Source organism: Ruegeria sp. I3 (assembly GCF_056532525.1).
On record NZ_JBQFNI010000006.1, the window covers coordinates 34,106 to 56,713 of the forward strand.

At 58.5% G+C, this 22,608-nt stretch carries 27 protein-coding genes; 11 read left to right on the top strand and 16 right to left on the bottom strand.

The window, feature by feature from the left end:
* Positions 1 to 30: 30 nt before the first annotated feature.
* Positions 31 to 1,350, bottom strand: a complete 1,320-nt coding sequence (locus tag ACR0L9_RS15730; RefSeq protein WP_480896056.1) for a glutamine synthetase family protein — start codon at positions 1,348 to 1,350, stop codon at positions 31 to 33.
* Positions 1,351 to 1,561: 211 nt separating this feature from the next.
* Between ACR0L9_RS15730 and ACR0L9_RS15735 the strand changes: the two genes are divergently transcribed.
* On the top strand, positions 1,562 to 2,371 hold the full coding sequence (locus ACR0L9_RS15735; protein WP_170610088.1) for a M90 family metallopeptidase: 810 nt from the start codon (positions 1,562 to 1,564) through the stop codon (positions 2,369 to 2,371).
* Here the strand turns inward: ACR0L9_RS15735 and ACR0L9_RS15740 are convergent.
* The 4 genes from ACR0L9_RS15740 to ACR0L9_RS15755 form a co-directional block, all read right to left on the bottom strand.
* On the bottom strand, positions 2,368 to 3,174 hold the full coding sequence (locus tag ACR0L9_RS15740) for an ABC transporter permease (RefSeq protein ID WP_170393602.1): 807 nt from the start codon (positions 3,172 to 3,174) through the stop codon (positions 2,368 to 2,370). The two genes, ACR0L9_RS15735 and ACR0L9_RS15740, sit on opposite strands and share 4 nt — an antisense overlap.
* Positions 3,171 to 4,058 carry an ABC transporter permease subunit gene (locus ACR0L9_RS15745; RefSeq protein ID WP_170511102.1) on the bottom strand — a complete coding sequence of 296 codons (888 nt, stop codon included), beginning with the start codon at positions 4,056 to 4,058 and terminating at the stop codon, positions 3,171 to 3,173. Before ACR0L9_RS15745 ends, ACR0L9_RS15740 begins: the two co-directional genes overlap by 4 nt.
* A gap of 80 nt (positions 4,059 to 4,138) precedes the next feature.
* On the bottom strand, positions 4,139 to 4,888 hold the full coding sequence (locus ACR0L9_RS15750) for a transporter substrate-binding domain-containing protein (RefSeq protein ID WP_170393598.1): 750 nt from the start codon (positions 4,886 to 4,888) through the stop codon (positions 4,139 to 4,141).
* A gap of 33 nt (positions 4,889 to 4,921) precedes the next feature.
* Complete coding sequence (locus ACR0L9_RS15755) at positions 4,922 to 5,698, bottom strand: ABC transporter ATP-binding protein (protein ID WP_170393596.1); 777 nt, start codon at positions 5,696 to 5,698, stop codon at positions 4,922 to 4,924.
* Positions 5,699 to 6,064: 366 nt separating this feature from the next.
* Here ACR0L9_RS15755 and ACR0L9_RS15760 point away from each other — a divergent pair, with 366 nt between their 5' ends.
* On the top strand, positions 6,065 to 6,220 hold the full coding sequence (locus ACR0L9_RS15760; protein ID WP_223118239.1) for a DUF5993 family protein: 156 nt from the start codon (positions 6,065 to 6,067) through the stop codon (positions 6,218 to 6,220).
* A 9-nt stretch (positions 6,221 to 6,229) separates the two neighbouring features.
* A complete protein-coding gene (locus ACR0L9_RS15765) occupies positions 6,230 to 6,808 on the top strand; it encodes a disulfide bond formation protein B (RefSeq protein WP_170393594.1) in 579 nt (192 codons plus the stop codon).
* A 31-nt stretch (positions 6,809 to 6,839) separates the two neighbouring features.
* Here the strand turns inward: ACR0L9_RS15765 and ACR0L9_RS15770 are convergent, their stop codons facing one another.
* The 6 genes from ACR0L9_RS15770 to secG all read right to left on the bottom strand — a co-directional run bounded on the left by ACR0L9_RS15770 (position 6,840) and on the right by secG (position 11,205).
* On the bottom strand, positions 6,840 to 7,277 hold the full coding sequence (locus tag ACR0L9_RS15770; RefSeq protein WP_170393592.1) for a tellurite resistance TerB family protein: 438 nt from the start codon (positions 7,275 to 7,277) through the stop codon (positions 6,840 to 6,842).
* A 21-nt stretch (positions 7,278 to 7,298) separates the two neighbouring features.
* On the bottom strand, positions 7,299 to 7,748 hold the full coding sequence (locus ACR0L9_RS15775) for a tellurite resistance TerB family protein (protein ID WP_170393590.1): 450 nt from the start codon (positions 7,746 to 7,748) through the stop codon (positions 7,299 to 7,301).
* Between the two features lie 41 nt (positions 7,749 to 7,789).
* Entirely contained in the window at positions 7,790 to 8,083 is a 294-nt protein-coding gene (locus tag ACR0L9_RS15780) for a DUF1330 domain-containing protein (RefSeq protein WP_170393588.1), read from the bottom strand.
* 71 nt (positions 8,084 to 8,154) lie between these two features.
* Entirely contained in the window at positions 8,155 to 8,931 is a 777-nt protein-coding gene (locus ACR0L9_RS15785) for an isocitrate lyase/PEP mutase family protein (protein ID WP_480896057.1), read from the bottom strand.
* 102 nt (positions 8,932 to 9,033) lie between these two features.
* On the bottom strand, positions 9,034 to 10,677 hold the full coding sequence (locus ACR0L9_RS15790; RefSeq protein WP_480896058.1) for a CTP synthase: 1,644 nt from the start codon (positions 10,675 to 10,677) through the stop codon (positions 9,034 to 9,036).
* A 159-nt stretch (positions 10,678 to 10,836) separates the two neighbouring features.
* The gene (secG, locus tag ACR0L9_RS15795; protein WP_010439184.1) at positions 10,837 to 11,205 is read right to left on the bottom strand and encodes a preprotein translocase subunit SecG; all 369 of its coding nucleotides are present in this window, start codon (positions 11,203 to 11,205) and stop codon (positions 10,837 to 10,839) included.
* 151 nt (positions 11,206 to 11,356) lie between these two features.
* Between secG and nthA the strand changes: the two genes are divergently transcribed.
* The 6 genes from nthA to ACR0L9_RS15825 all read left to right on the top strand — a co-directional run bounded on the left by nthA (position 11,357) and on the right by ACR0L9_RS15825 (position 15,513).
* Positions 11,357 to 11,971, top strand: a complete 615-nt coding sequence (gene nthA / locus ACR0L9_RS15800) for a nitrile hydratase subunit alpha (RefSeq protein WP_480896180.1) — start codon at positions 11,357 to 11,359, stop codon at positions 11,969 to 11,971.
* A complete protein-coding gene (gene nthB, locus ACR0L9_RS15805) occupies positions 11,968 to 12,645 on the top strand; it encodes a nitrile hydratase subunit beta (RefSeq protein ID WP_480896060.1) in 678 nt (225 codons plus the stop codon). The genes nthA and nthB overlap by 4 nt, the downstream gene beginning before the upstream one ends.
* Positions 12,642 to 12,971, top strand: coding sequence for a nitrile hydratase accessory protein (locus ACR0L9_RS15810; protein WP_480896061.1), 330 nt, complete (start codon positions 12,642 to 12,644; stop codon positions 12,969 to 12,971). The genes nthB and ACR0L9_RS15810 overlap by 4 nt, the downstream gene beginning before the upstream one ends.
* Positions 12,972 to 13,191: 220 nt before the next feature.
* The gene (locus tag ACR0L9_RS15815) at positions 13,192 to 14,484 is read left to right on the top strand and encodes an adenylosuccinate synthase (protein ID WP_480896063.1); all 1,293 of its coding nucleotides are present in this window, start codon (positions 13,192 to 13,194) and stop codon (positions 14,482 to 14,484) included.
* Positions 14,484 to 14,726: a DUF2842 domain-containing protein gene (locus ACR0L9_RS15820; protein ID WP_170511086.1), complete on the top strand. Its 243-nt coding sequence runs from the start codon at positions 14,484 to 14,486 to the stop codon at positions 14,724 to 14,726. The genes ACR0L9_RS15815 and ACR0L9_RS15820 overlap by 1 nt, the downstream gene beginning before the upstream one ends.
* Before the next feature lie 79 nt (positions 14,727 to 14,805).
* Positions 14,806 to 15,513, top strand: a complete 708-nt coding sequence (locus ACR0L9_RS15825; RefSeq protein WP_170626079.1) for a YfaZ family protein — start codon at positions 14,806 to 14,808, stop codon at positions 15,511 to 15,513.
* A gap of 98 nt (positions 15,514 to 15,611) precedes the next feature.
* On the opposite strand, the gene ACR0L9_RS15830 is transcribed toward ACR0L9_RS15825, so the two are convergent.
* Positions 15,612 to 17,285, bottom strand: a complete 1,674-nt coding sequence (locus ACR0L9_RS15830) for a hypothetical protein (RefSeq protein ID WP_480896064.1) — start codon at positions 17,283 to 17,285, stop codon at positions 15,612 to 15,614.
* A gap of 120 nt (positions 17,286 to 17,405) precedes the next feature.
* Here ACR0L9_RS15830 and ACR0L9_RS15835 point away from each other — a divergent pair, with 120 nt between their 5' ends.
* Positions 17,406 to 18,113, top strand: a complete 708-nt coding sequence (locus ACR0L9_RS15835; RefSeq protein ID WP_170610098.1) for a thiamine diphosphokinase — start codon at positions 17,406 to 17,408, stop codon at positions 18,111 to 18,113.
* On the opposite strand, the gene ACR0L9_RS15840 is transcribed toward ACR0L9_RS15835, so the two are convergent.
* Genes ACR0L9_RS15840 through ACR0L9_RS15855 form a run of 4 tightly spaced genes read right to left on the bottom strand, consistent with a single transcriptional unit; the run spans position 18,058 to position 21,538 of the window.
* On the bottom strand, positions 18,058 to 18,972 hold the full coding sequence (locus ACR0L9_RS15840) for a DMT family transporter (RefSeq protein WP_170610100.1): 915 nt from the start codon (positions 18,970 to 18,972) through the stop codon (positions 18,058 to 18,060). The genes ACR0L9_RS15835 and ACR0L9_RS15840 overlap by 56 nt on opposite strands.
* A 45-nt stretch (positions 18,973 to 19,017) precedes the next feature.
* Positions 19,018 to 19,434, bottom strand: a complete 417-nt coding sequence (locus ACR0L9_RS15845; RefSeq protein WP_170510657.1) for a GFA family protein — start codon at positions 19,432 to 19,434, stop codon at positions 19,018 to 19,020.
* A 27-nt stretch (positions 19,435 to 19,461) separates the two neighbouring features.
* Positions 19,462 to 20,835, bottom strand: coding sequence for an L-serine ammonia-lyase (locus ACR0L9_RS15850; protein WP_480896067.1), 1,374 nt, complete (start codon positions 20,833 to 20,835; stop codon positions 19,462 to 19,464).
* A gap of 1 nt (position 20,836) precedes the next feature.
* Positions 20,837 to 21,538: a glutathione S-transferase family protein gene (locus ACR0L9_RS15855; protein WP_480896068.1), complete on the bottom strand. Its 702-nt coding sequence runs from the start codon at positions 21,536 to 21,538 to the stop codon at positions 20,837 to 20,839.
* Positions 21,539 to 21,705: 167 nt separating this feature from the next.
* Here ACR0L9_RS15855 and rpiA point away from each other — a divergent pair, with 167 nt between their 5' ends.
* Positions 21,706 to 22,491, top strand: coding sequence for a ribose-5-phosphate isomerase RpiA (gene rpiA, locus ACR0L9_RS15860; RefSeq protein ID WP_170645840.1), 786 nt, complete (start codon positions 21,706 to 21,708; stop codon positions 22,489 to 22,491).
* Positions 22,492 to 22,608 lie beyond the last annotated feature (117 nt).

The following is a 22,608-nucleotide window of genomic DNA, read 5'->3' on the forward strand; positions in this document are numbered from 1 at the left end:
TAACGGAGCGAAGCGAGCTGGGCAAGAGGTTCAAACGCTCTCAAGATAGCTGAGCCAGTGCTCGTCAGGAGGGTGGGACGCGAATCGTGCAATTTCCTGCCGTTTGGTCATTACAAGGTTGCGGATCAAATCGTCCGGGAAAATGCGCGCAACTACCGGGTCAGTTTCGAAAGCAGAGATGGCCGACGGCCAGTCGGCTGCCAGCTGCGGCAGATCGGTCAACTCATAGGCATTGCCCGAAATCGGGCTGGGCGGTCGCAGGCCATCCTCGATCCCAACCATTGCCGCGCCCAGAACTGCGGCAAGCATGAGATAGGGGTTGATGTCACCGCCAGCAACGCGATGTTCGATCCGTCGGGCGGCAGGGGCACCACCCGGAATGCGCAGGGCCGCCGTGCGGTTTTCATAGGCCCAGCTTGCTCCGGTGGGTGCGTGGGCACCAGGCACGAGGCGCGTGTAAGAATTGCCATGGGGAGCGAAGATCAGCGTAGAGCCAGGCATCGCGGTCAGACATCCAGCAACCGCCGAGCGCAGTTCAACGGTTCCCTCGGCCCCTCCGTTATCGAAGACATTGCGTCCATCGACATCGACGACCGAGAAATGCACATGCATTCCGTTGCCCGCATCCTCGGCATAGGGCTTGGACATGAAGGTTGCTGTGAAGCCATGCTTGCGGGCTACGCCACGCGCCAAGGTCTTGAAAAGCCACGTATCATCGGCGCAGCGCATGGCGTCCTGATGGTTCAGATTGATCTCGAACTGGCCGATCCCGCTTTCAGATATTGCAGTCTGAGCGGGAATACCCATAGCGGCGCAACCATCATAGAGATCGGTGAAGAACGCATCAAACGCGTCCATTTCGGCCATCGACAGAACGGCTTCGTCCCGCAGCCTGCGGCGCGTGACCGGGTTGATCGGAGGCTGCGGTTGGTCGCCTGAGGCGTCAAGCAGAGTGAACTCGAGTTCGGTAGCGGCGATGACCGACCAGCCCCGTTCGGAAAATCGATCTAGAACCGCAGAAAGCGCGTGTCTCGGATCGCCCGCAAAAGGCGTGCCGTCATCGTGGTACAGGCACATGGGCACCAGCGCGGTGGATGTATCAAGCCAGGGCATGGGAACCGGACCACGCCCGGTGGGGCGCAACACACCATCTGCATCACCGCTTTCGAAGACAAGCGGGCTGCCTTCGATATCAGCGCCCCAGAGATCGACATTGAGCGCAGAGAACGGCATACGCACGGCGCCTTTGTCCAACTTGGCACCGTATGAGGGCGGCACGCGTTTGCCACGCATCTGACCGTTGAGGTCACAGGCGGCGACGCGGAATGTATGCAGGGCGCTCAGGTCCATTGGGGGCTCCGTGGTCTAGTCACGAGAGGTTTAAATCAGGATTAGCGTCTTGTCACGAAATTTGATCAAATTACGAACAGGCGTCGCTTGCGGTGGGGCGCGATGTTGAAAATCAACCGACTTGTACAGTGGTCGAGACCGCTGTCTTCCGAGTTGTACAACATTCAGGTGCCCGATTGTGCCGGGCGTAGCGATGCCTATAGTCTCATATATGTTCATCTTTCTTACCATAGTGTTACTGATCGCAGGCGGGGTCGGCTATTACGTCTGGTCCAAGAGACAGGCCCGCGCGGCGCTGCTGGCGACGCGTCTGACCTCGGATCAACGGGACATCATTGATCAGCAAGTTCCCATCATCCGGCGGCTGCCCGCCGGGCTGCGCAGCCACTTGGATGGCAAGGTGAACCTGTTTCTGGATCAAGTGAGCTTCTACGGCTGCGACGGGTTGGAAGTGACTGAGGAGATGGAGTTGTCGATTGCGGCGCAGGCCTGTTTGCTCGTGATCAATAGCGACATTTGGTATGACAATCTGACGACCATTCTGATCTATCCCAATGCGTTCAAGTCAAAGCAGCAGCGGCGCTCGGGCTATGTCGTGTCCGAGAAAGAGATCGTGCGGACCGGGGAAAGCTGGGATCGCGGACCGGTCATTTTATCATGGGCACACAGCCAGCAGGGCGCTCTGGATGATCGCGACGGGCAGAACGTAGTGCTGCATGAATTTGCGCATCAGATCGATGATCTGTCCGGGGGTACAAATGGCGTACCGATCCTGAGTGAAGGGCAGAGCTTTGCCGAATGGGAAAAGGTATTCCTGACCGCCTATGACGCGCATGTTCACGCGGTTGAAAGCGGGCGGCGGACAGTCATCGATCCGTATGGCGCGACCGGGCATGAAGAGTTCTTTGCCGTTTCGGTTGAAGTGTTCTTTGAGCGCCCGAAGGCGCTGAAGCACGAGGTGCCTGAGGTCTATGAGCAGCTTTCGAAACTGTTCCGGCTGAACCCGGTGGAGTGGGCTTAGCGCGCCAGATTTAGTCGGAAGCGCATCTTGGCTTTCCGCTCGGCAGGTAGATGGCGGTTCAGGCGTTTGTTGACCCTTCCGAAGCCCCAAACGATGACCAGCGTCAGCAGGATGAAATAGAACGCCAGAATCGGGTAGGGGATGAACGGGTTGAACGTCTTGTCCGCGAAGTAGCTGGCGTAATAGAGCGCGTCGCCCCGTTGTTGCCAGGCCGGGAAGGCCGAGAAGAAGACCAGTGTGGTGGACTGGAAGACAAAGATCGCTTCGTTCGTATAGGCGGGCCACGCCAGCCGCAGCATTGTGGGCCAAACGATACGTCGGAAGCGCGACCAACCGGACATGCCATAGGCGTCAGCGGCTTCGATATCGCCCTTGGGGATCGAACGCAGGGCGCCATAGAAGATCTCGCCCGAATAGGCGGAAGTATTCAGGAACAGCACGATCAGCGCCCCCAGCCAGGCCGAGGTGAAGGCGTCGAACATCGGATAGGGCTTCTTCAGCGAAAGGAAGAAGAAATAGGCAAAGAAGAACTGGATGAACAGCGGCGAGCCGCGGAACAAAAAGATGAACCACTCGGACGGTTTACGCAGCCATTTATTCGACGAGGCTTTGCCGACGGCCAACGCGGTGGCGAGGAAGAACCCCGTGACCATCGCCATGATCCCGAAATAGATATTCCAGATCATGCCCGAGCCGATCAGCGTGAAGTGCTCGCACAGGGTGAAATCGGTCTTGGGCAGCAGGCGCTCGCCAAAGCCCAGCGAACGGAGGCCATAATCCTGAATGGTCTGGATGCAGCTCATGCGGTGGTCTCCTTGCGCAGAAGCTCTCCGCCCGATGTGGCCTGACCATGGGACAGGCGGCGCATCAGTTTCTCAAGCCCGATTTCCGAGACGCGGGTCATGCCGAGGTAGAAGATCAGCAGGGCGAGGAAGTACCACATGCGCCAGTCGCCATGAGGGTAATCGGTAAAGCGGGATGTTTTTGTGCCGCCCAACTCGCGCGCCCAATAGACGATATCTTCGATGCCCAGCAAGAAAAGCAGTGGTGTAGCCTTGATCAGCACCATCCACAGGTTCGATAGGCCAGGTAGGGCGTAGACCCACATTTGCGGCACCAGGATACGCCAAAAGGTCTGGCGGCGTGTCATGCCGTAGGCTGCGGCCGTCTCAAGCTGGGCGTGTGGTACAGCGCGCATGCCGCCGAACAAGACGTTGGCGGCAAACGCGCCGAACACGATAGAGAATGTGACGACGGCAAGGAAGAAGCCGTAGGTTTCATGCACCCATTCGGGTGCAGTGCCCAGTGGCAGCTTGGCGGCCTGACAGACGATGAAGTCGTTGCCCTGCCGCACCGGATCGGTCCAGTCGGGGCAGAGCACTTTATGGCGCAGCCATTCAAAGCCCTGATCCAGAGCGATCACGAAGAACAGAAAGAAAGCGATATCAGGCACGCCACGCACGATGGCGATATAGGCCTTACCCAGCCAGCTAAGCGGCGGGAAATGCGATCGCGCTGCCATAGCGCCGGCAAAACCGAAGCTCAGGGCGACCGGGGCGGTGACGGCCAGCAGACCCAGCACCTTGAAGAACGACAAGTAGAACGACCAGTGGACGCCATTGGTCAGATAGCACGAGAACCAGCGGAACGTGCCCAGCGTGTCAGGATCAGCGCAGTAGGAGAACATAAGGCGTCTTTCGAACGTCTGGCCGGTCTCAGGTCCGGCAGGTCCGGCGCGCGCACGCGCCGGACAATTGGACGGAGGGCTTAGTTGGTTACGACCGAGCCGTCTGTGTTGTATGTAGCGATACCTTCGCCAAACCATTTGACCAGCATCTCGTTGAGCGTGCCGTCTGCCTTCATGGAAGAAATCGCGTCATCGAACTTGCCGCGCAGTTCTGCGTCGCTCTCGCGCAAGCCCATGCCGATGCCACCGCCCAGCGGGACAAGATCGCCGACAAAGACCAGCTCGCCACCGGATTCCTCAACAATCGGGACCAGGAAGTCATAGTCAGCCAGCACAGCATCCGCTTCGCCATTGCGTACGGCGGCGATGGTTTCTTCGGGGGTGGCGAATTCGACCAGAGTCGCGCCGGATTCAGCAACGTGACCGGCCTGAATGGTTGCGGTCTGTGCAGCGACGATGCCACCTTTCGTGTCAGCGCCATCTGAAGCAGCTACGTAAGCTGAGGCGGTCGGCGGGTAGTAATTCTGGGTAAAGTCGATGACCTCATCGCGTTCGTCAGTGATCGACATGCCGGCGATGATGGTATCGTAGTTGCCCGAAACCAGGTTCGGAATAATCGAATCCCAGTCATTCTTGACCCATTCGCACTCCAGACCGGCGCGCTTGCACAGCTCGTCACCGACTTCACGCTCGAAGCCGTCGATCTCACCAGCATCATTGATGAAGTTGTACGGAGGGTAGGCGCCCTCGGTGCCCATGCGCACAGTTTCGGCCATTGCGATACCGGCGGTCAACGCCAGTGCTGCGGTGGTCAGAATCAGGTTTTTCATGAGTTACTCCCCTTTATTGGTTCTGTCCGTTGGTTAAGCCGCCTGAGTGGCGGAGAGAAAGCCCTGAAGCCGTTCGGATTCAGGGGCAGTGAAAATGTCTTCGGCTGAACCCTCTTCTTCGATCAGGCCCTGATGCAGGAACACAACGTGGCTGGAGATATCCGCAGCCATCTTCATGTCATGGGTCACGATGATCATGGTGCGGCCTTCTGCGGCCAGATCCTTGATCACTTTGATCACTTCCTGTTCCAGTTCGGGATCGAGCGCTGAGGTCGGTTCGTCAAACAGCAGCGCCTGAGGTTCCATGCACAGCCCACGTGCGATTGCGGCGCGTTGTTGCTGTCCGCCCGATAGTTGCGCCGGATAGACGTCGCATTTGTCGCCAATGCCGACCTTCTCCAGATATTTGCGCGCGCTGTCTTCGACCTCGGCCTTGTCGCGGCCCATGACAGTGACCGGAGCCTCCATCACATTCTGCAGGATGGTCATATGGGCCCACAGATTGAACTGCTGGAACACCATCGACAGATTTGTGCGGATGCGCAGCACCTGCTTGGGATCGGCGGGACGGCGATGATTGTGGCTGCCAGTCCAACGGACGGGCTCGCCTTTGAACAGAATCTCGCCCTCTTGGCTGTCTTCCAACAGATTGCAGCAGCGCAGCAGGGTAGACTTCCCCGAACCGGATGATCCGATCAGCGACACGACGTCGCCGCGATGCGCGGTGATGTCCACGCCCTTGAGCACCTCGAGTTGGCCAAAGCTTTTGTGCAGGTTCTTGATCTCAATGACGGGAGCGGCGTCTGTCACGGGCAGTCCAGATATGATTGGTGTTGGTGCGGTAATAGGGCTGAAAAATCGGGCTAATGCAATGCGCAATTGACAAGTTCACGCAGCGAAATTGCCAAATCGGGCGGTCGCGCTGTCTAAACTGTCAGTTTGTTGGGCGCATTCTGTGACTCGATGCACCATTATCGACAGGTCAGCCAGATCAATCTCTTGATTGCGGCCCAGAGATTCAGGTCACAGGATTCCGGATCAACCGAGGTGATCCTCAGCGAAACCAAATTTATTGAACTGGCTTGATCCAATCACCAAAACTGTTTGAATTTGGGAATAATTCGTTTTGAGTTAAAGATTGAAATATACGAATTCAATTCACGTAAGGGGCTTCTTGTGATCGCGCTATTATTTGCATTGTTCGCCGGCACGATGGTGCTGGCATACTTTAAGCTGGTCAGAATTTCATACGCATTGTTCGTGCTGACGCTTTTGGCGAGTGCCTACTGGCTGAAGTTTCACGCCACGACCCCCTTAACGATTCAACTGTGAGGTCGTCCAATGTCACCTGAATTTGCTCGTAACATGAATGCGATTGGTGCACTGGCGGTTTGCCTGGTTCTGGTGCTTGCCTTCTACTTTCAGCTTGTCCTTTACGAACTGCCCTGTCCGTTATGTTTGCTCCAACGCGTGGGATTCGTGGCCGTTGGGTTCGGGCTTGCTCTGAACCTGTTGTGGGGTACGCGCGCCAGAAACTATGGCATCGTGCTGGTGGCGGCGATCTTTGGGATCAGTGTTTCGATCCGCCAGATCCTGCTGCATATCGTGCCCGGAACAGGGCACTACGGCTCCCCGGTTCTGGGCCTACACTTCTATACCTGGGCGGGAGTCGCGTTTGGTTTGATCATCCTTGGCACCGCAATCATGCTGGTATTCGAGAAGCAGTATGATCTTGCGTCGGACGTTCGGGCAACCGAACGCTTCGGAGGAAGTACATTGGCCAAAACAGCGTTTTTCCTGATTTTGGCATTGGCCGTCGCGAACGCTGGTTCGGCGCTTTTGGAGTGTGGGCCTGGCATCTGTGACGATCCGCCGACAGACTACAAGTTTCTGAATGAGCTTGAAGGCAGCGATTCATAGCGCTGACAAAGCCCGAAGGCTTGCCGGTTGATCAGACCTTCGCCGCCTTTTGTCTTGCAAGCGCCGAATCCACATCGCTCACGCCGAGCAGGCTGACGACAAGGCGTAGCAGAGAATCCTCTTCACCGCTGCGGTGCCCATCCGCCAGTGCGACCGACCACATGGCCTGCACAACGGCTAGGCGGTCGTCATAGGCGATGGCCTCTTTGATGGCGCGAGTAAAGCGGACGGTGTCGGGCGCCTCGGCTTCAAGGTCTTCGGCGCGGGCGCGCAGGGCTGCGGCCTCAAATGGCGACAGGCCGTAGCGTTCGGCCGAGATGCGGTCGATTCGGGCCATTTCGGTATCGGCATAGTCGTTGTCGGACCGAGCGATACGCACCAACAGGGCGGTGAGGGCCAGACGGGCATCATCTTCGACAAGCGGGTCGGGCTGCGGCTGTGTGAGCCGGGACAGGAAATCACTGAACATAAGCGTTTATATAGAGATAGCCTAGGTCGCTTCCAAGCGGCTTTGTATCCGCTCGCGTGCCGCTTTGCTGTCATTGAAGCTGAGGCCCATGGCAATGCGGGCTTCTTCGACGATCTTGACCTCGCCCTCGTCCGAGTTGCCATCGGCCAGCACGACCTCCCACAGGGCGTCAAGCGCGGCCAAGCGTTCCTGAAGATCGGTGGTTTCGCGGATCAGTTTGCCGAATGTATCTGTTTCCGGAGCAGCTGCGTGCAATTTTTCGCAGGTGGCGCGGACCTTGGCGGCCTCGATCGCATTGTGCTGATAAAGTCGCGCAAGAATGCGGTCGATCAGGCTGATCTCTTCCAGCTTGTAGTCGCGGTCGGCCTGCGCGACACGTACCAGCAATGCCCCCAGGGCCAGTTCGGCATCAGGATCGGGCAGTTTGTCATGTTGCGGCGGCCGAAAGGCCTGGAAGAATTTTTTCAACATATCGGCAGGATATTCCGTAATTCGAGGCGCGCCAAGCGGTGCTAGCCCTCATAGCCCTGAATAATCACAAGATCGCCGGTCGAAACCGGATCGCGCAAGGCCTTGGCGGCTTGATAGGCATCGCTTTCATAGCAGGCCAGCGCCTGTTCATAGCTGGGAAATTCGATGACAACGGTGCGGGCGCGAGCCTTGCCTTCGGGCTCGCTCCTCTCGCCGCCGCGTACAAGAAACTTGGCCCCGTAATCGGCGAATGGGGCCGCATTGGCAGCAATGTAAGATTTGTAGGTTTCAATGTCGTCTACATCGACATGGGCAACCCAGTATCCTTTGGCCACAAGGTGTCCTCCGCTGGTATCGGATGCAAGGTGCGGAGGAACAGGTTGAAATGCAATCCCCTAAAAGTGGATCATCCACCGGATTGCAGCGCGGCGCGTGCTGAATCCTGTAACCAAGCGGTCATTTGCCGATAGGGAACCGGGCCATAGCTGATCCGGGCCACGCCGAGTTTCGCCAGCGTCGGCGTGTCAGGCGTGCCGGGCAGGGCGATGATGTTGACCGGCAAGTCGGTGGCCGCGCAAAGCTGGCCGATCATGGATTCGTCTTTCAGGCCCGGCGCGAAGAACCCGCTGGCTCCGGCATCGGCGTAGGCTGCCGCGCGGGCCATGGCGTCATCCAGCATCGCTTGATCATGCGTGTCCGGAGCGGCTTTGAGGAAGATGTCAGTGCGGGCGTTGATGAAGGCGGGAACACCGGCCACGTCACAGCTTTCGCGCATCGCAGCGACACGCGCTGCCTGTGTTTCGATGTCATAAAGATCTTTAGTTCCAACGACCTGATCTTCGAAGTTAAAGCCGATTACTCCGGTTTCCAGCGCGCGTTTGACATTGGCCGATATGCCAAAAGTATCCTCGGCATAAGCGCCTTCGAGGTCCATGGTGACCGGTATATCAACCGCCTCGACAATGCGGCGAGCGTTGTCTAACGCCAACTCAAACGGGATGTTCTGGCCGTCCGAAAACCCCTGCGCCATTGCCACCGGAGCACTGCCAGTTGCCAGCGCTTTGGCCCCTGCATCGCGTACAGCGACGGCGCTGCCGGGGTCCCAGATATTGTAGAGGATGACCGGATCGCCCTTCTTGTGCAGGGCGGCAAAGGTTTCTGCTTGGATAATCTGGTCGGTCATGGCCGGTCTCCTGTCGCTGCTATGGCGGCAGTTAACCGTGTAACTGGTCGGCGCGTAAAGATATTTCGCGCCGACTGGTACAAATCTGTTATCGGCCCGTGATCAGACCAGACGCGAGGTGTCTTTCGCGGCGCGCACGAACTCGCGGAACAGCGGGTGCGGGTCGAAGGGTTTGGATTTCAGTTCCGGGTGGTATTGAACGCCGATGAACCACGGGTGATCCGACCATTCGACGATTTCCGGCAGGCGACCATCCGGCGACATGCCCGAGAAGTTCAGGCCTGCCTTTTCCAGCTTGTCGCGATACTTGATGTCGACCTCATAGCGGTGACGATGGCGTTCTTCGATCTGGGTGCCGCCGTAGACATCTGCGACCTTCGAGCCCTCGGCCAGCACAGCGTTATACGCGCCCAGACGCATGGTGCCGCCTTTGTCGTCACCGACTTTGCGTTCGACCTTATGGTTGCCCTGCACCCATTCTTTCAGGTGGTAAACAACGGGTTCGAAACGCTTTTTCCCGGCCTCATGGTCGAATTCTTCGGACCCGGCTTCGGTGATTCCCGCCGCATTGCGCGCCGCTTCGATCACGGCCATTTGCATGCCCAGACAGATGCCCAGATAGGGCACCTTGTGCTCGCGCGCGTATTGAGCGGCCTTGATCTTGCCTTCAGTGCCGCGTTCGCCAAAACCACCGGGGACGAGGATGGCGTGGAAGCCTTCCAGATGCGGTGCGGCGTCTTCGGTATCGAACACCTCGGCATCGACCCATTCGACCTTGACCTTGACCCGGTTGGCCATGCCGCCATGGGTCAGGGCCTCGGCGATGGATTTATAGGCGTCTTCCAACTGGGTGTATTTGCCGACGATGGCGACCTTCACTTCGCCTTCGGCGTTGTGGATACGGTCGCTGACATCTTCCCACTTGGCCAGATCGGGCTTGGGGGCCGGGCTGATCTGGAACGCGTCCAGAACCGCCTGATCCAGACCTTCGCGGTGATAGGCCAGCGGGGCGTCATAGATGGTGGACAGGTCCTGCGCTGCGATTACGCTATCGGGGCGGACGTTACAGAATAGGGCCAGCTTTTCGCGTTCTTTCTTTGGAATCGGACCTTCTGACCGGCAAACCAGAATATCGGGGGCCAGACCGATCGAGCGCAGCTCTTTAACCGAGTGCTGGGTCGGCTTGGTTTTCAACTCGCCCGAGGCCTTGATGTAGGGCAGTAGGGTCAAGTGCATGAACAGGCACTGACCGCGCGGCTTGTCTTGGCTGAACTGGCGGATGGCTTCAAAGAAGGGCAGACCTTCGATGTCGCCCACAGTGCCGCCGATCTCACAGAGCATGAAATCAACCTCATCCTCACCAATGGCGATGAAATCCTTGATCTCGTTGGTGACGTGCGGGATCACCTGAATGGTTTTGCCGAGGTAATCTCCACGCCGCTCTTTCTCCAGCACGTTCGAATAAATCCGTCCTGAACTGACCGAGTCGGTCTTGCGTGCGGCCACGCCGGTGAACCGTTCATAGTGGCCAAGGTCCAGATCGGTCTCGGCCCCGTCATCGGTCACGAACACTTCGCCATGTTCGAACGGCGACATCGTGCCCGGATCAACGTTCAGGTAGGGGTCCAGCTTGCGCAGACGCACCGAATACCCTCGGGCCTGCAACAGCGCGCCCAGAGCCGCCGAAGCCAGTCCTTTGCCCAAGGATGAAACCACACCACCAGTGATGAATATAAAACGCGCCATGTTTTTCGGCTGCTCCCGTGAGACGTCATTATCAGCTGCCCGGCGGTTCAAAAAAACCGCTGCATCACGGGACTTCACATATAGAGGATTCGCGCACATAGCGCAAGAGAACCGCAAGATGCTGTTGCAGTTCCCTTATGAATTTCTAGGTTTTGTGGCTTAGTCGGCAGCCTGCGGGATCAACGGAGCGTTGTCGCCTTGTGCCGGAGGCAGCAATTCATCCGCCGATGGAACCGCCGGAGCGCTTTCCTCAGCCGGTGCCGGAGCAGGTACGCCCAAACGATCAATTACTGAGCTGCCCGAAGATTTCTGAGCCGCAAGAATCGTCAGCGTGATCGAAGTCACGATGAAACACGCCGCCAGAATCCATGTCAGTTTGCCCAAAGCAGTCGCCGCCGCGCGGCCGGTCATGGCGCCGCCGCCACCGCCACCCATACCAAGGCCGCCGCCTTCGGAACGTTGCATCAGCACAACGACAATCAGGCCCAAAGCCAGAAGAAGGTGGATGATGAGAACGACGTTTTCCATGGTGGTCCTGTACAGCGTGGCGTGTATCGCGTGGTACTTATGCAAGTTTGATGCTGGGGGCAAGTCACGAGTTGGCATCACGTGCGGTGATGTTTCATATCACACCAAAGAGACTGGACAGGTTGCCATTCTGTCGCGCAGGCTGCGCGCCATGCCACATGATGATCACGACCACCCGCACGCCCTGTTGCCCCCCGAACCTGCGCTGCGCGTCAAAGCGCTTGAGACGATTCTGACCCGCAAGGGGCTGATCGATCCGGCGGCGCTTGATGAAATCATCGACACCTACCAAAACAAGATCGGCCCGCAGAACGGCGCGCATGTCGTTGCCAAGGCCTGGAATGATCCCGATTTCAAAGCCGCGCTGCTGGAGGACGCCACCTCGGTCGTGGCCGATCTGGGCTATTACGGCCGACAGGGTGAGCATATGGTGGTCGTCGAGAACACGCCCGAACAGCACAACATGGTCGTCTGCACCTTGTGCAGTTGTTACCCGTGGCCGCTGCTGGGAATTCCACCCGGCTGGTACAAATCTGACGCTTACCGCGCCCGTGCCGTGCGTGAGCCGCGCAAGGTCCTGTCTGAGTTTGGTGTTACCTTGCCTGAAGGTACATCGGTTCGCGTCTGGGATTCGACGGCCGAAATTCGTTACCTCGTCCTGCCGATGCGCCCAGAGGGCACAGAAGGATTGAACGCGGATGAACTTGCCGCGCTGGTCACCCGCGACAGCATGATCGGCACTGGGCTACCCAAGGTGCCGTCATGACGCGCGTACATGATATGGGAGGGCGCTTTGGTGATGGTCCGGTAATCCCGGAACCCCAAGACGCACCGGTGTTTGCCGAAGACTGGCACGGTCGGGCGCTGGCGGTAACGCTCGCTGCGGGGTTTCTGGGGCAATGGAATATTGATGTTTCACGCCACGCGCGGGAAAGGTTGTCTCCTACGGACTACGCGCGGTTTTCTTACTATGAGAAATGGATGTCCAGTCTGGCTGATCTTCTGGTCGAAAAGGGTGTCCTGACGCTTGATGATTTGCGCGGTGTCGACGGGGATGGTGTTCATCCTCTGACTGAGCGTACCCTGAAGGCTGACGCCGTCGCAGGCGCCTTGGCCAAGGGCGGACCCGCAGATCGCCCGTCGAACGTCGCAGTTCGGTTTCAAACCGGGCAAGCCGTTCGAACCCTGGGCCACAGCGCCAATCGACTGGTTGATGGCGGCCACACTCGGTTGCCAATCTATGCCGCCGGTGCGACGGGTCGCATCCTCAGGCTGCATGGCACTCATGTCCTGCCGGATTCCAACGCCCATGGGTTGGGTGAAGCCCCCGAGCCGCTATATGCGGTCGTGTTTCCCGCCTCAGAACTTTGGGCAAACCCTGAGCACCCGGCGGATGAGGTCGTGCTGGACCTCTGGCAATCTTATCTGGAGCCCGCATGAGCGATTGTATCACTCACTCAGCCCCCGAGCCGGTTTTTGCTGAGCCCTGGCACGCACAGGTTTTTGCGGTCACAGTGGCCTTGAACGAAGCGGGCCGGTTTGATTGGCCGGACTGGGCGGAACGGTTTTCCAATACTTTGAAACGGAACGGCCTCAAAAAAGATCTGGATGGTGGGGACGATTACTTTCACGCTTGGTTGGAGACCTTGGAGGCGCTGCTGGCTGAGCAGGGGGAAGCGCCCACTGATGATGTCCAGGCTCTTCGCAATGCATGGGAAGAGGCTTACCTGACAACACCCCACGGTCATCCCGTACAATTGCGCTAGAAGCAGAGGGGGCGCTGCCCCCGCCGCCCGTCCGGGCGACTCCCCCGAGGTACTTTTGGCCAGATGAAGCAGGGGATCCGATCTTCATCAGGCCAAAAACACCTCCGCCGGAGGCATCGCGCGCAGCACGATTTGTATCTGCGGCGAAATATCGGTTTCCCTGCCGTCTGTGCCCGGCTATATGAGCCGGGTTTGAATATTCAGCGCAAAAGGACCGGATATGGCCAACGTGGTTGTTGTCGGCGCCCAGTGGGGCGACGAAGGAAAAGGCAAGATCGTCGACTGGCTCAGTGAGCGAGCGGATGTGATCGCGCGTTTTCAGGGTGGACATAATGCCGGGCACACGCTGGTCATTGCGGGTGAGGTTTACAAACTGCATGCGCTACCTTCGGGCGTGGTACGCGGCGGAAAGCTGAGCGTGATCGGCAATGGGGTCGTCTTGGACCCTTGGCACCTGATCAAAGAGATCGGTACCATCCGCGCGCAGGGTGTCGATATCACGCCCGAGACGCTGATGATTGCCGAGAACACCCCGCTGATCCTACCGTTCCATGGCGAGCTGGATCGTGCGCGCGAAAGCCAGAACTCGGTGGCCAAGATCGGCACGACCGGTCGCGGGATCGGTCCATGCTATGAAGACAAGGTCGGGCGGCGTGTGATCCGGGTGGCTGATCTGGCTGATGACGCAACGCTGGCGCTGCGGGTCGATCGGGCCTTGGTCCATCACAATGCGCTGCGCAATGGGCTGGGGTTGGAACCTATTGATCGTGACGCGTTGATTGCGCAGTTGAAAGAGATCGCGCCGCAGATTTTGCCTTTCGCGGCACCGGTGTGGAAGGTGCTGAACGAGAAGCGCAAGGCAGGCAAGCGAATCCTGTTCGAAGGCGCACAGGGTGCGCTGCTGGATATCGATTTCGGGACCTATCCGTTTGTGACATCGTCGAATGTGATTGCGGGCCAGGCCTCGACAGGCGTTGGGATTGGGCCGGGTTCGATCGACTTCGTTTTGGGCATCGTCAAGGCGTACACGACCCGCGTGGGTGAGGGGCCTTTCCCAACCGAATTAGACGACGAAGATGGCCAACGCCTGGGCGAACGGGGGCATGAGTTCGGCACCACGACGGGGCGCAAACGCCGTTGTGGTTGGTTCGATGCCTGTCTGGTACGCCAAACCTGCGCGACCAGCGGTGTGAACGGCATCTCCCTGACCAAGCTGGATGTGTTGGACGGGTTCGAGACGCTGAAAATTTGTGTCGGGTATGAGCTGGATGGCGATCGTCTGGACTATCTGCCGACCGCCGCCGACCAGCAAGCACGTTGCACGCCGATTTACGAAGAGATGCCGGGCTGGAGCGAATCCACCGAAGGCGCGCGCAGTTGGGCAGACTTGCCTGCGAACGCGATCAAATACGTGCGCCGCGTCGAGGAATTGATCGAATGTCCGGTCGCCCTTTTGTCCACCAGCCCGGAGCGGGAGGACACCATTCTGGTGACCGACCCGTTTGCAGATTGATGAGCAGCAACGACAAACCCGGCCTCAGCTATAAGGCACGTCGGCGGTGGTCATTGGTGCTGCTGCTGATCGGGCTCCCCATCTATATCGTTGCGGTTGTGACAATCGTGAACTGGCTGGATCGCCCGCCGGTCTGGCTGGAACTTCTGGTATATGTCGCACTTGGCATTGTCTGGGCGTTGCCGTTCAAATTTGTCTTCCGCGGGGTGGGCAAAGAGGACCCGGATCAAGATCAAAGCTAAGCCGCCCGATTGTCTTGGTGTCTTCTGCGTGGCGCGATGTTTGCGACTTTCTTTCGCGGCAACCAGAGGCAGACAGGGCATGAAAAACCGGGTATTAGCGGCGGTTACCACAACATGTATCGCGAGCAGCGCTCAGGCCGATGATTGGCGCTATACCATTGCGCCTTATTTCTGGGGGCCGGAATTCAGAACCTCACTGGACGTGGGACCAAACCCGCCGGTGAACGGGGACACCTCGATCTTCGACATTCTGAAGGGCGCGTTCCTGATCGCTGGTCAGGCCCGAAATGGGCGTTGGACCATTGGTGGTGAGTTCAATTATCTCAATTTGGGTGACGATGTCTCGGTCGGTCGGTTCGACGATGCAGCCAGTTGGGATCTTGAGGGCACGATGGTCTCACTGGCGGCCAGCTATGCGGTCTATCAGGATGATCAGTCACGGTTGGAAGCGTTGGCCGGGCTGCGCCATTGGGACCTGGATGTTTCGACCACCGTGCTGGATCGCACCTTCAGCACGGATCAAAGCTGGACTGACCCGTTGATCGGCGCACGCTATAACTACGCGCTGAATGATCGCTGGAGCCTCACAGCGATGGGCAATATCGGCGGCTTCGGTTATGGCTCGGAATTCCAGTGGGAGGCGCTGGTGCAGGCTAGTTGGAAGTGGCGTGAGAATATCAACGTTGCGGGCGGGTATCGCCATCTGGATGTTGAGTTTGAAGACGGGCGCGATGTGATTGATCTGATCCTGACCGGCCCTTACGTGGCGCTGGCGTTCAACTTCTGAACTTGACTGGCTTTTTGGCTGCCAGCCACGGAACGAAAAAGGGCCAGAGTTTCCTCTGGCCCAATTTTGTCTTGAGGGGGAATTGGGGGATCTTGGTGTCAGCCAGCGGCACGCTCGTCGTCGTTCGGGCGGAACCCGATTTGGGTTGAGGCGGCAAAACGGCCACCTCCGGCCTTTTCGATTTTGCCGTCCCGCAGCAACTGACCGAATGAGCGCAAGCTTTCTTCGCGGTTGAACGATTCCTGCTTGAGCGAGCGAACTTTGTTCATCAGCTGTGGACGTGAGAACTGCTCCTGACCTTCGATGAAGGACAGATAAGCCGCGGCAGCTTCCAGCAGGTCGAGTAGTGATTGGGCACCCTGTTCTTGCGCAAAGGCTGCAAAACCACCTTCTTCATCTGCAGATTCCTCGTCCGCCGAGGTGACACGGCGCGGTGTCACCGGGCCGGTGTCAGCCGTTTCGGTATCCACCCGCTGTTCAGCCACCAGTTTCAATGGTGCGGCAGCATCCGGGGTGGGGCGTTCACTGGTGACCTCGATCTCGGGTCGGCGTGGATTGACGACCGAGGCCAGATCACCGCGATAATCATCCTCGGGGGTCTGAGATTTGTCTGCGCCATCTTCGCGGTCTGCTTCGGTTGCAGCAACGGCAGTGCGCAGGTGAGAATATGTTTCGCGCTGACCGCTAGTGGCAGGATCATCCATATGGGCGCCCGCTTCGTCCATCAGGCGCGATACGTCCTGATCCAAACCCGTCATATCGGGCAGCTCAGCCGTCGTGTTTGCCGCCAGCTCGGATTCTACCAGCGTCATTTCGTCAAGCAGCAGCGCCTCATCCTCGGCCGAGATGACGCCATGGGCGAGGCCGGTAAGATCCGGTGTTGTTTCATCTTCGTCGGTGTTGTCCTGGTCATTCAGGATGTTTGAGGGGCCTTCGTCTTCAGTTTCAGATTCGTCGTCGAGGTCCGAGAACAACACGTCCTTGTCCGTGACATCGGCTGCCGGCTGTTCGGGCGCTTCGTCCTTGTCTTCAAGATCGGCAGTGATCGCCGGTGAGATGATCGGGGCTGCTTCGACTTCGTCCTGCTCGTTGGTGGCAGGTGCGATAGGTTCTTCGTCCTGAACGGGCAGCTCGGCGATGGTTGCCATTTGCTCGGGTTCGGCAGGCTGTTCGACCTGTGGGGCCGTTGCCGGAGCGTCGTCCGTAGCAGTGTCTTCCAGATCGGCCGGGCTCAGCGCGCCGGACTCAAAAGCGGCAGAAATTGCATCTACCTTTGGCTTCACGGGCTGCAGATAGCTGACGTCTTCGTCTTCAGAGTATCCGGCAGGGGCAGCATCGGAATGCGAAACAACAGCCCGGATTCGCTGCAGCTTGGCTGCGATGCTGTCAGCGGCGGGAGCATCTTCGGATTGCGGAGCAGACGGAGCAGGGGGAACAACATCCGCGACAGGCTGAACAGGTTCAGGTGCTGTGGCTGGCGCAATTGCAGCGGGGGTCGGTGCTGCAACCGGGGCGGTTTCCGTTGCGCGCAGCAACAGGCCGGTCTCGTTCTGGCTGGCTTCAACCTTCTGTGCGGCGTCCCGCTGTGCGATCCGGGTCAGCATCTCGGCGTCAGGCTGAGGAGGTTCCGATCCGAAGTATCGGTCATCCGCTGCAAGGTCCCGGAAATACTCGGCGATCGCCTTCATTGTTTCAAATGAATCGTCAAAGCCTTCGAGGGTGCACGAGAAGGTGCCGTATGAAACGGTGAGTACCTTGTTGTTCTGTACCATCAGACGCATGTCCTTTACAAACTACCAGGTCGATTACCAGACACAGCAGGGGCAACCGACTCGAAACTCTAGCCATGAAGCTATCATTTTGTGGTTTCATTATGTCCAAAACTGGAAAATATGGTCAATCTTGTGGAAAATGGGGCAATTGTTCGCTCTGGCGGGCCAATCGGGCTGTTTGGTGGGGGCGAATTCAGTTCAGAGGACGTGAATCTGGTGCTAAATCGCGTCAATTCTGCCGTCGCGGCGGATGGCGGTGCGGCTGCGTTGATTGATTCGGGACGGATGCCGGACGCAGTGATCGGCGATTTGGACTCGATTACGGCAGAATATCGGGCCCGGATTCCCAAGGATCGGTTGTTCCAGATATCCGAGCAGAACAGCACCGATTTTGACAAGGCGCTGCGCAATATGGATGCGCCTGTGGTGCTGGCAGCAGGATTTCTGGGCGCGCGGGTGGATCATCAGTTGGTGGCGTTCAATACTCTGGTTCGGTTGCAGGATCGGCCTTGCGTCCTGTTGGGCGCACGAGAAATTGTCTTTCATGCGCCACCCAGGATCAGTCTGGAGCTCACAGTAGGAGACACGGTTTCATTGTTTCCGCTGCGGCGGGTGACCGGGCGCAGCGAGGGGCTGGAATGGCCGATTGATGATCTGGTGCTAGAACCGGACGGGCAGGTCGGAACCTCAAACCGAGCGCTAGGCGCGCTAACGCTTGAGGTCGATGGACCCGGGTTGCTGACGATCCTGCCGCGCGCGACGTTGGATCAGGTCATGCAGGCGTTTCAGTCGGGCCCGACCGAGCGTTGGCCCGCTCGTGCAGGATAACGTAGAGCCCGGCCGCGATTGTGATGCCGATGCCTAGCGCGGCCAGCCCGTTTGGCAGATCGTGGAAGATCAGCCAGCCGATCAGGGTGGCGACCGGAATCTCTAGATATTGCATCGGGGCCAAAGTCGCAGACGGCGCATAGCGCAGAGACCATGTCATCAGCAGATGCGCCACGGTGCCCAGCACACCGATCCCCAGTAGCAGCCAGAGCGTCTCGGCCGTGGGCATCGTCAGGGACATTGCTGGCAGGCCGATCTGGGAACCCAGCAGGACAATCGGCAGCAAAAAGGCGGTTGCCATGGCCCCCGATACAGCCTGCAGCGCAACCGGGTCTGTTTCCTTGGCGATCTGCCGCGTAACCAGCATGAACAGGGCGAAGACCACCGCCACGATCAGGGGCAGCAAGGCGGGCGCGCCGACCTCTGCAAAGCTGGGTTGGATGACCAGCAAGGTGCCGATGAATCCCACGACACAGGCGACCAGACGTCGGGGGCCGACCTGTTCGCCCAGTACGTATTTGCCCAAAAGCAGCATGATGAAGGGCATTACAAAGGCGATGGCCACGGTATCGGCCAGCGGCATATATTGCAGCGCTGTGAACATCGCTGCGATACCAATGATGTGCAGAAGGGTGCGGATCATCGTCAGGCGCAAAACGCGCGGCATCATCTTCCATGGCTTGCCGGTCATTGCGATCAGTGGGATCAGGATCATCGCCTGAACAGCAAACCGCACCAGTACCAGCAGTCCCAAAGCTGTGGTTTCACCCAACAGCTTTGCCATCCCGTCACCCAGCGGTGCGAGCACGCAAAAACCGAGCATCAAAATGATGCCGAGAACGGGACGATCCTGAGTCATGTGCGCGACGCTAGCGCTTTAGCGGCACAGGGGGAAGCTCTGATCTCAGGTGTCGGGCAGGGGTTGGACTTTGGTGTAATCCGGGCCGATGCAGGTGGGCAGGCCGTCACCAAGCTGCAGCCAGCTAAGCTTTTCCTCGTGCGCGACATGCAAGGTCGGGCTGAGTACTTCGGGATTTTCCAGTGTCGCGACGTAGAGATGCATCACATCCGACATCACCGTCGACCGGAAGGATATCGGTGTGCCGCAATGGGGACAAAAGCTGCGCTCGACCCCGGGGGAGGAGTTGAAGCGTTTCGGTTCTTCCCCGATCCAGCGCCAATTGCCGTCGCGCACGCCGAAATAGGTGGTCATCGGAGCGGCGCATTGGCGACGGCAGCTGTCACAATGGCAGGTGACACAGGACAGAACCGGAGGATCAACCTCGTATCCAATCTTGCCGCACAGGCAGTGTCCGCGCATGTCACCCCACTTGTTCTTGCTGTCAGATCAGCAGTTCGGCACGTTGACGGCCAACCCGCCCAAAGATGTTTCTTTGTATTTCTCGTGCATATCCTCGCCGGTCTGGCGCATCGTTTCAATGGCCGCGTCCAAAGGCATAAAGTGCTTGCCGTCGCCACGCAGGGCCAGCGAGGCCGCCGAGACGGCCTTAATCGCGCCCAATCCGTTACGCTCGATACACGGCACCTGCACAAGGCCCGCGACTGGATCGCAGGTCATGCCAAGGTGATGTTCCAACGCGATCTCGGCGGCATTTTCAACCTGCTCAGGCGTACCGCCCATCACGGCGCACATGCCTGCCGCAGCCATGGCTGACGCGCTGCCAACCTCGGCCTGACAGCCCGCTTCAGCGCCCGAGATCGAAGCGTTGAATTTGACCAGACCACCGATGGCGGCGGCGGTCAGCAGGAAATCCTCGATATGGCTTTCGGACGCGCCGGGCACGTGATCGAGGTAATAGCGCAGAACTGATGGCAGCACGCCTGCCGCGCCATTTGTGGGGGCGGTGACAACTTGCCCACCGGCTGCGTTTTCCTCGTTCACGGCCATGGCGTAGACGCTCATCCAGTCGTTGATCGTATGCGGGGCATTCAGGTTCATGCCGCGTTCCGCCAGCAGGGCATCGTGAATGCCTTTGGCGCGGCGGCGCACGCTGAGACCACCGGGCAGGATGCCATCCGTTTTTAGCCCACGCTCGATGCAGTCATTCATGACCTGCCAAAGACGCGCGGTGCCTTTGGCAAAGCTATCCGCGCAACCGCGCGCGATCTCATTTTCGCGCTTCATCTGAGCGATGCTTTTACCGTTGTCTTTGGCCATTTGCAGCATTTCGGCGGCGGATTTGAACGGGAAGGGCACAGGCGCACCTTCGTCAGTTGCCTTGCCTTCGGCCAATTCCTCTTCCGTAAGAACAAATCCTCCACCGATGGAGTAGTAGACCTGACGCAGGATGACATCGCCTTGTGCGTCAGTGGCCATCAGGATCATACCATTGGCATGACCGGGCAGATTGTTGTCGTAGTCGAAGATCAGATCGGCTTTGGGATCAAAGCTCAGCGTCGGCAGGCCTTCGGGTTTCACCGTATGGGATTCTGCGATAGCTGCCAGTGTGGCTTCGGCCTTGTCGTTGTCATAGGTGTCGGGCACAAACCCCGCGAGGCCCAGAATGGTTGCGCGGTCGGTGGCGTGGCCGACGCCGGTAAAGGCCAGCGAGCCGTGCAACGAGCCGCGCAGGCCCGAAAACTCGAACGGCGAGGCGCGCATCAGGTCAAGGAACCGTGCGGCGGCCACCATCGGACCCATGGTGTGGGAAGAAGATGGGCCGATGCCCACTTTGAACATATCGAAGACAGAGAGAAACATATCAGGTAGCTGAGCCTTCTGGAGGGTTGGCGTAGGTCGGCGAGGTGAAGGGAGTGACCCCCAGCCCCTCGGCGGCAATAGCTGCGCGGGTCGACGGGTTTGATTCTAGCTGCACCAGGATTTTTTGCAGATAAGGCGTGTCGGCGAGTTGATACCAGCTGCGGTCCGCCTTAGCGGGATAAAGCGCCATCCAGCGCATCATGCAGGCGACATATATCGTCAGGACTGAAGGGTGATCAGCACTGAACCAGTCGGGCGCTTTTTGGGCTTGAGCATCCAGCAGATTCAGGTGCTGCCGCAGCCGCGGGTGGATGCCGGAGCGTAGTGTATCGGCTTGATCTGCCGCGATGTATTTTTCGGCATAGAACAGGATTCGCAGATCGGCATGCAGGGTATTCGAGGCGAAGAACAGCCACTTCAGGAATGCCGCCCGATCAGGGCTGACCTGAGTCGGGGCTAATTGCCCATGCGTATCAGCCAGCCACAGCAGGATTGCGGCGGTCTCGAAGATCGGACCCTGGGGCGTCTCCAGCACCGGGATCAGCCCGTTCGGATTCATCGCCCGATACGCCGCACTATTCTGTGCATCACGGGCGCGATCGACCAGTATGGTCTCATAGGGCAGGCCCATCTCTTCCAGCGCCAGTCGGATCACCAGCGAGGCGTTGTCGGGGGCGTAGTGCAGGCGGTATGGCGATTCCATGGCGACTATCTAGGGGGTCTGGCGATCACAATAGAGGCTGATTGCGACGTTTCCTATCGGAAACGCGTATTTCAGCGACATGTTAGCACAGGTATGAAGTGTTTTGCCTCTCGCAGTTGCGCGGGGCATTCCGTATAAGTCTGGCAGTATTCTTGGGGGAAGCTGCCATGACCAGAGACTTGTCGCCCATCGACAAAGCGAAATACGTTGCTGCCTGTCGCGCCGCCGATCTTGTTCAGGACGGGATGCGTGTGGGATTGGGGACAGGCTCGACCGCCGCATGGTTGGTGCGCCGCCTGGGTGAACGGGTGCGCGATGAAGGGTTGAAAATCAAGGGCGTTCCGACCTCGACCGCGACGGCGCAATTGGCGCGGGAAGAAGGGATCGAGGTCGTCTCGCTGGATCAGGCCGGCTGGTTGGACCTGACGATCGACGGCGCGGATGAGTTCGATGGCGAGTTCAACCTGATCAAGGGCGGTGGTGCTGCGCTGTTGCAGGAAAAGATTGTGGCCACAGCCAGCGATCAGATGGTGGTGATCGCGGATGCAGGCAAAGAGGTCGAGACGCTGGGCGCATTCCCTTTGCCGGTCGAGGTGATCCCGTTCGGCTGGCAGACCACCCGCACCCTGATTGAAGAAGCGCTGGACACAATGGATGTGCTGGGCACCTCGGTCACTTTGCGCATGAACGGTGAGGCGCCCAAGGTTACAGATGAGGGCAATCACATTCTGGACCTGCATCTCAAGCGGATCGGCAATGCCCGCCAATTGGCACTGGTGATGAATCAGATCCCGGGTGTGGTCGAAAATGGGCTGTTCATTGATATCTGCGACAAGGTTGTCATTGGTTATGGCGATGGCCGGGTCGAATTGCGTGATATCAATGAGGGTACAGTCCTGACCGATATGCTGGGTGACGGTGGGGACAACCTGTTTTCCGATCTGGCGGACTAAAGATCAGGCAAGTAGCGCGATAAACTGCAGAAGAAAAATCACTATTTCCCGCGTCAGGGGTTGGCAGTTCAGGATTTGCGCCCAGATATCCAGTGAATTTTGGCCACGCAGAATAAA

Bases quoted from the DNA above. Each gene is read 5' to 3' on its own strand.
- ACR0L9_RS15730 (WP_480896056.1), bottom strand. From the start codon at position 1,350: ATGGACCTGAGCGCCCTGCATACATTCCGCGTCGCCGCCTGTGACCTC.
- ACR0L9_RS15735 (WP_170610088.1), top strand. From the start codon at position 1,562: ATGTTCATCTTTCTTACCATAGTGTTACTGATCGCAGGCGGGGTCGGC.
- ACR0L9_RS15740 (WP_170393602.1), bottom strand. From the start codon at position 3,174: ATGAGCTGCATCCAGACCATTCAGGATTATGGCCTCCGTTCGCTGGGC.
- ACR0L9_RS15745 (WP_170511102.1), bottom strand. From the start codon at position 4,058: ATGTTCTCCTACTGCGCTGATCCTGACACGCTGGGCACGTTCCGCTGG.
- ACR0L9_RS15750 (WP_170393598.1), bottom strand. From the start codon at position 4,888: ATGAAAAACCTGATTCTGACCACCGCAGCACTGGCGTTGACCGCCGGT.
- ACR0L9_RS15765 (WP_170393594.1), top strand. From the start codon at position 6,230: ATGTCACCTGAATTTGCTCGTAACATGAATGCGATTGGTGCACTGGCG.
- ACR0L9_RS15770 (WP_170393592.1), bottom strand. From the start codon at position 7,277: ATGTTCAGTGATTTCCTGTCCCGGCTCACACAGCCGCAGCCCGACCCG.
- ACR0L9_RS15775 (WP_170393590.1), bottom strand. From the start codon at position 7,748: ATGTTGAAAAAATTCTTCCAGGCCTTTCGGCCGCCGCAACATGACAAA.
- ACR0L9_RS15785 (WP_480896057.1), bottom strand. From the start codon at position 8,931: ATGACCGACCAGATTATCCAAGCAGAAACCTTTGCCGCCCTGCACAAG.
- ACR0L9_RS15790 (WP_480896058.1), bottom strand. From the start codon at position 10,677: ATGGCGCGTTTTATATTCATCACTGGTGGTGTGGTTTCATCCTTGGGC.
- secG (WP_010439184.1), bottom strand. From the start codon at position 11,205: ATGGAAAACGTCGTTCTCATCATCCACCTTCTTCTGGCTTTGGGCCTG.
- nthA (WP_480896180.1), top strand. From the start codon at position 11,357: ATGCCACATGATGATCACGACCACCCGCACGCCCTGTTGCCCCCCGAA.
- nthB (WP_480896060.1), top strand. From the start codon at position 11,968: ATGACGCGCGTACATGATATGGGAGGGCGCTTTGGTGATGGTCCGGTA.
- ACR0L9_RS15810 (WP_480896061.1), top strand. From the start codon at position 12,642: ATGAGCGATTGTATCACTCACTCAGCCCCCGAGCCGGTTTTTGCTGAG.
- ACR0L9_RS15815 (WP_480896063.1), top strand. From the start codon at position 13,192: ATGGCCAACGTGGTTGTTGTCGGCGCCCAGTGGGGCGACGAAGGAAAA.
- ACR0L9_RS15820 (WP_170511086.1), top strand. From the start codon at position 14,484: ATGAGCAGCAACGACAAACCCGGCCTCAGCTATAAGGCACGTCGGCGG.
- ACR0L9_RS15825 (WP_170626079.1), top strand. From the start codon at position 14,806: ATGAAAAACCGGGTATTAGCGGCGGTTACCACAACATGTATCGCGAGC.
- ACR0L9_RS15830 (WP_480896064.1), bottom strand. From the start codon at position 17,285: ATGGTACAGAACAACAAGGTACTCACCGTTTCATACGGCACCTTCTCG.
- ACR0L9_RS15835 (WP_170610098.1), top strand. From the start codon at position 17,406: ATGGTCAATCTTGTGGAAAATGGGGCAATTGTTCGCTCTGGCGGGCCA.
- ACR0L9_RS15840 (WP_170610100.1), bottom strand. From the start codon at position 18,972: ATGACTCAGGATCGTCCCGTTCTCGGCATCATTTTGATGCTCGGTTTT.
- ACR0L9_RS15845 (WP_170510657.1), bottom strand. From the start codon at position 19,434: ATGCGCGGACACTGCCTGTGCGGCAAGATTGGATACGAGGTTGATCCT.
- ACR0L9_RS15850 (WP_480896067.1), bottom strand. From the start codon at position 20,835: ATGTTTCTCTCTGTCTTCGATATGTTCAAAGTGGGCATCGGCCCATCT.
- ACR0L9_RS15855 (WP_480896068.1), bottom strand. From the start codon at position 21,538: ATGGAATCGCCATACCGCCTGCACTACGCCCCCGACAACGCCTCGCTG.
- rpiA (WP_170645840.1), top strand. From the start codon at position 21,706: ATGACCAGAGACTTGTCGCCCATCGACAAAGCGAAATACGTTGCTGCC.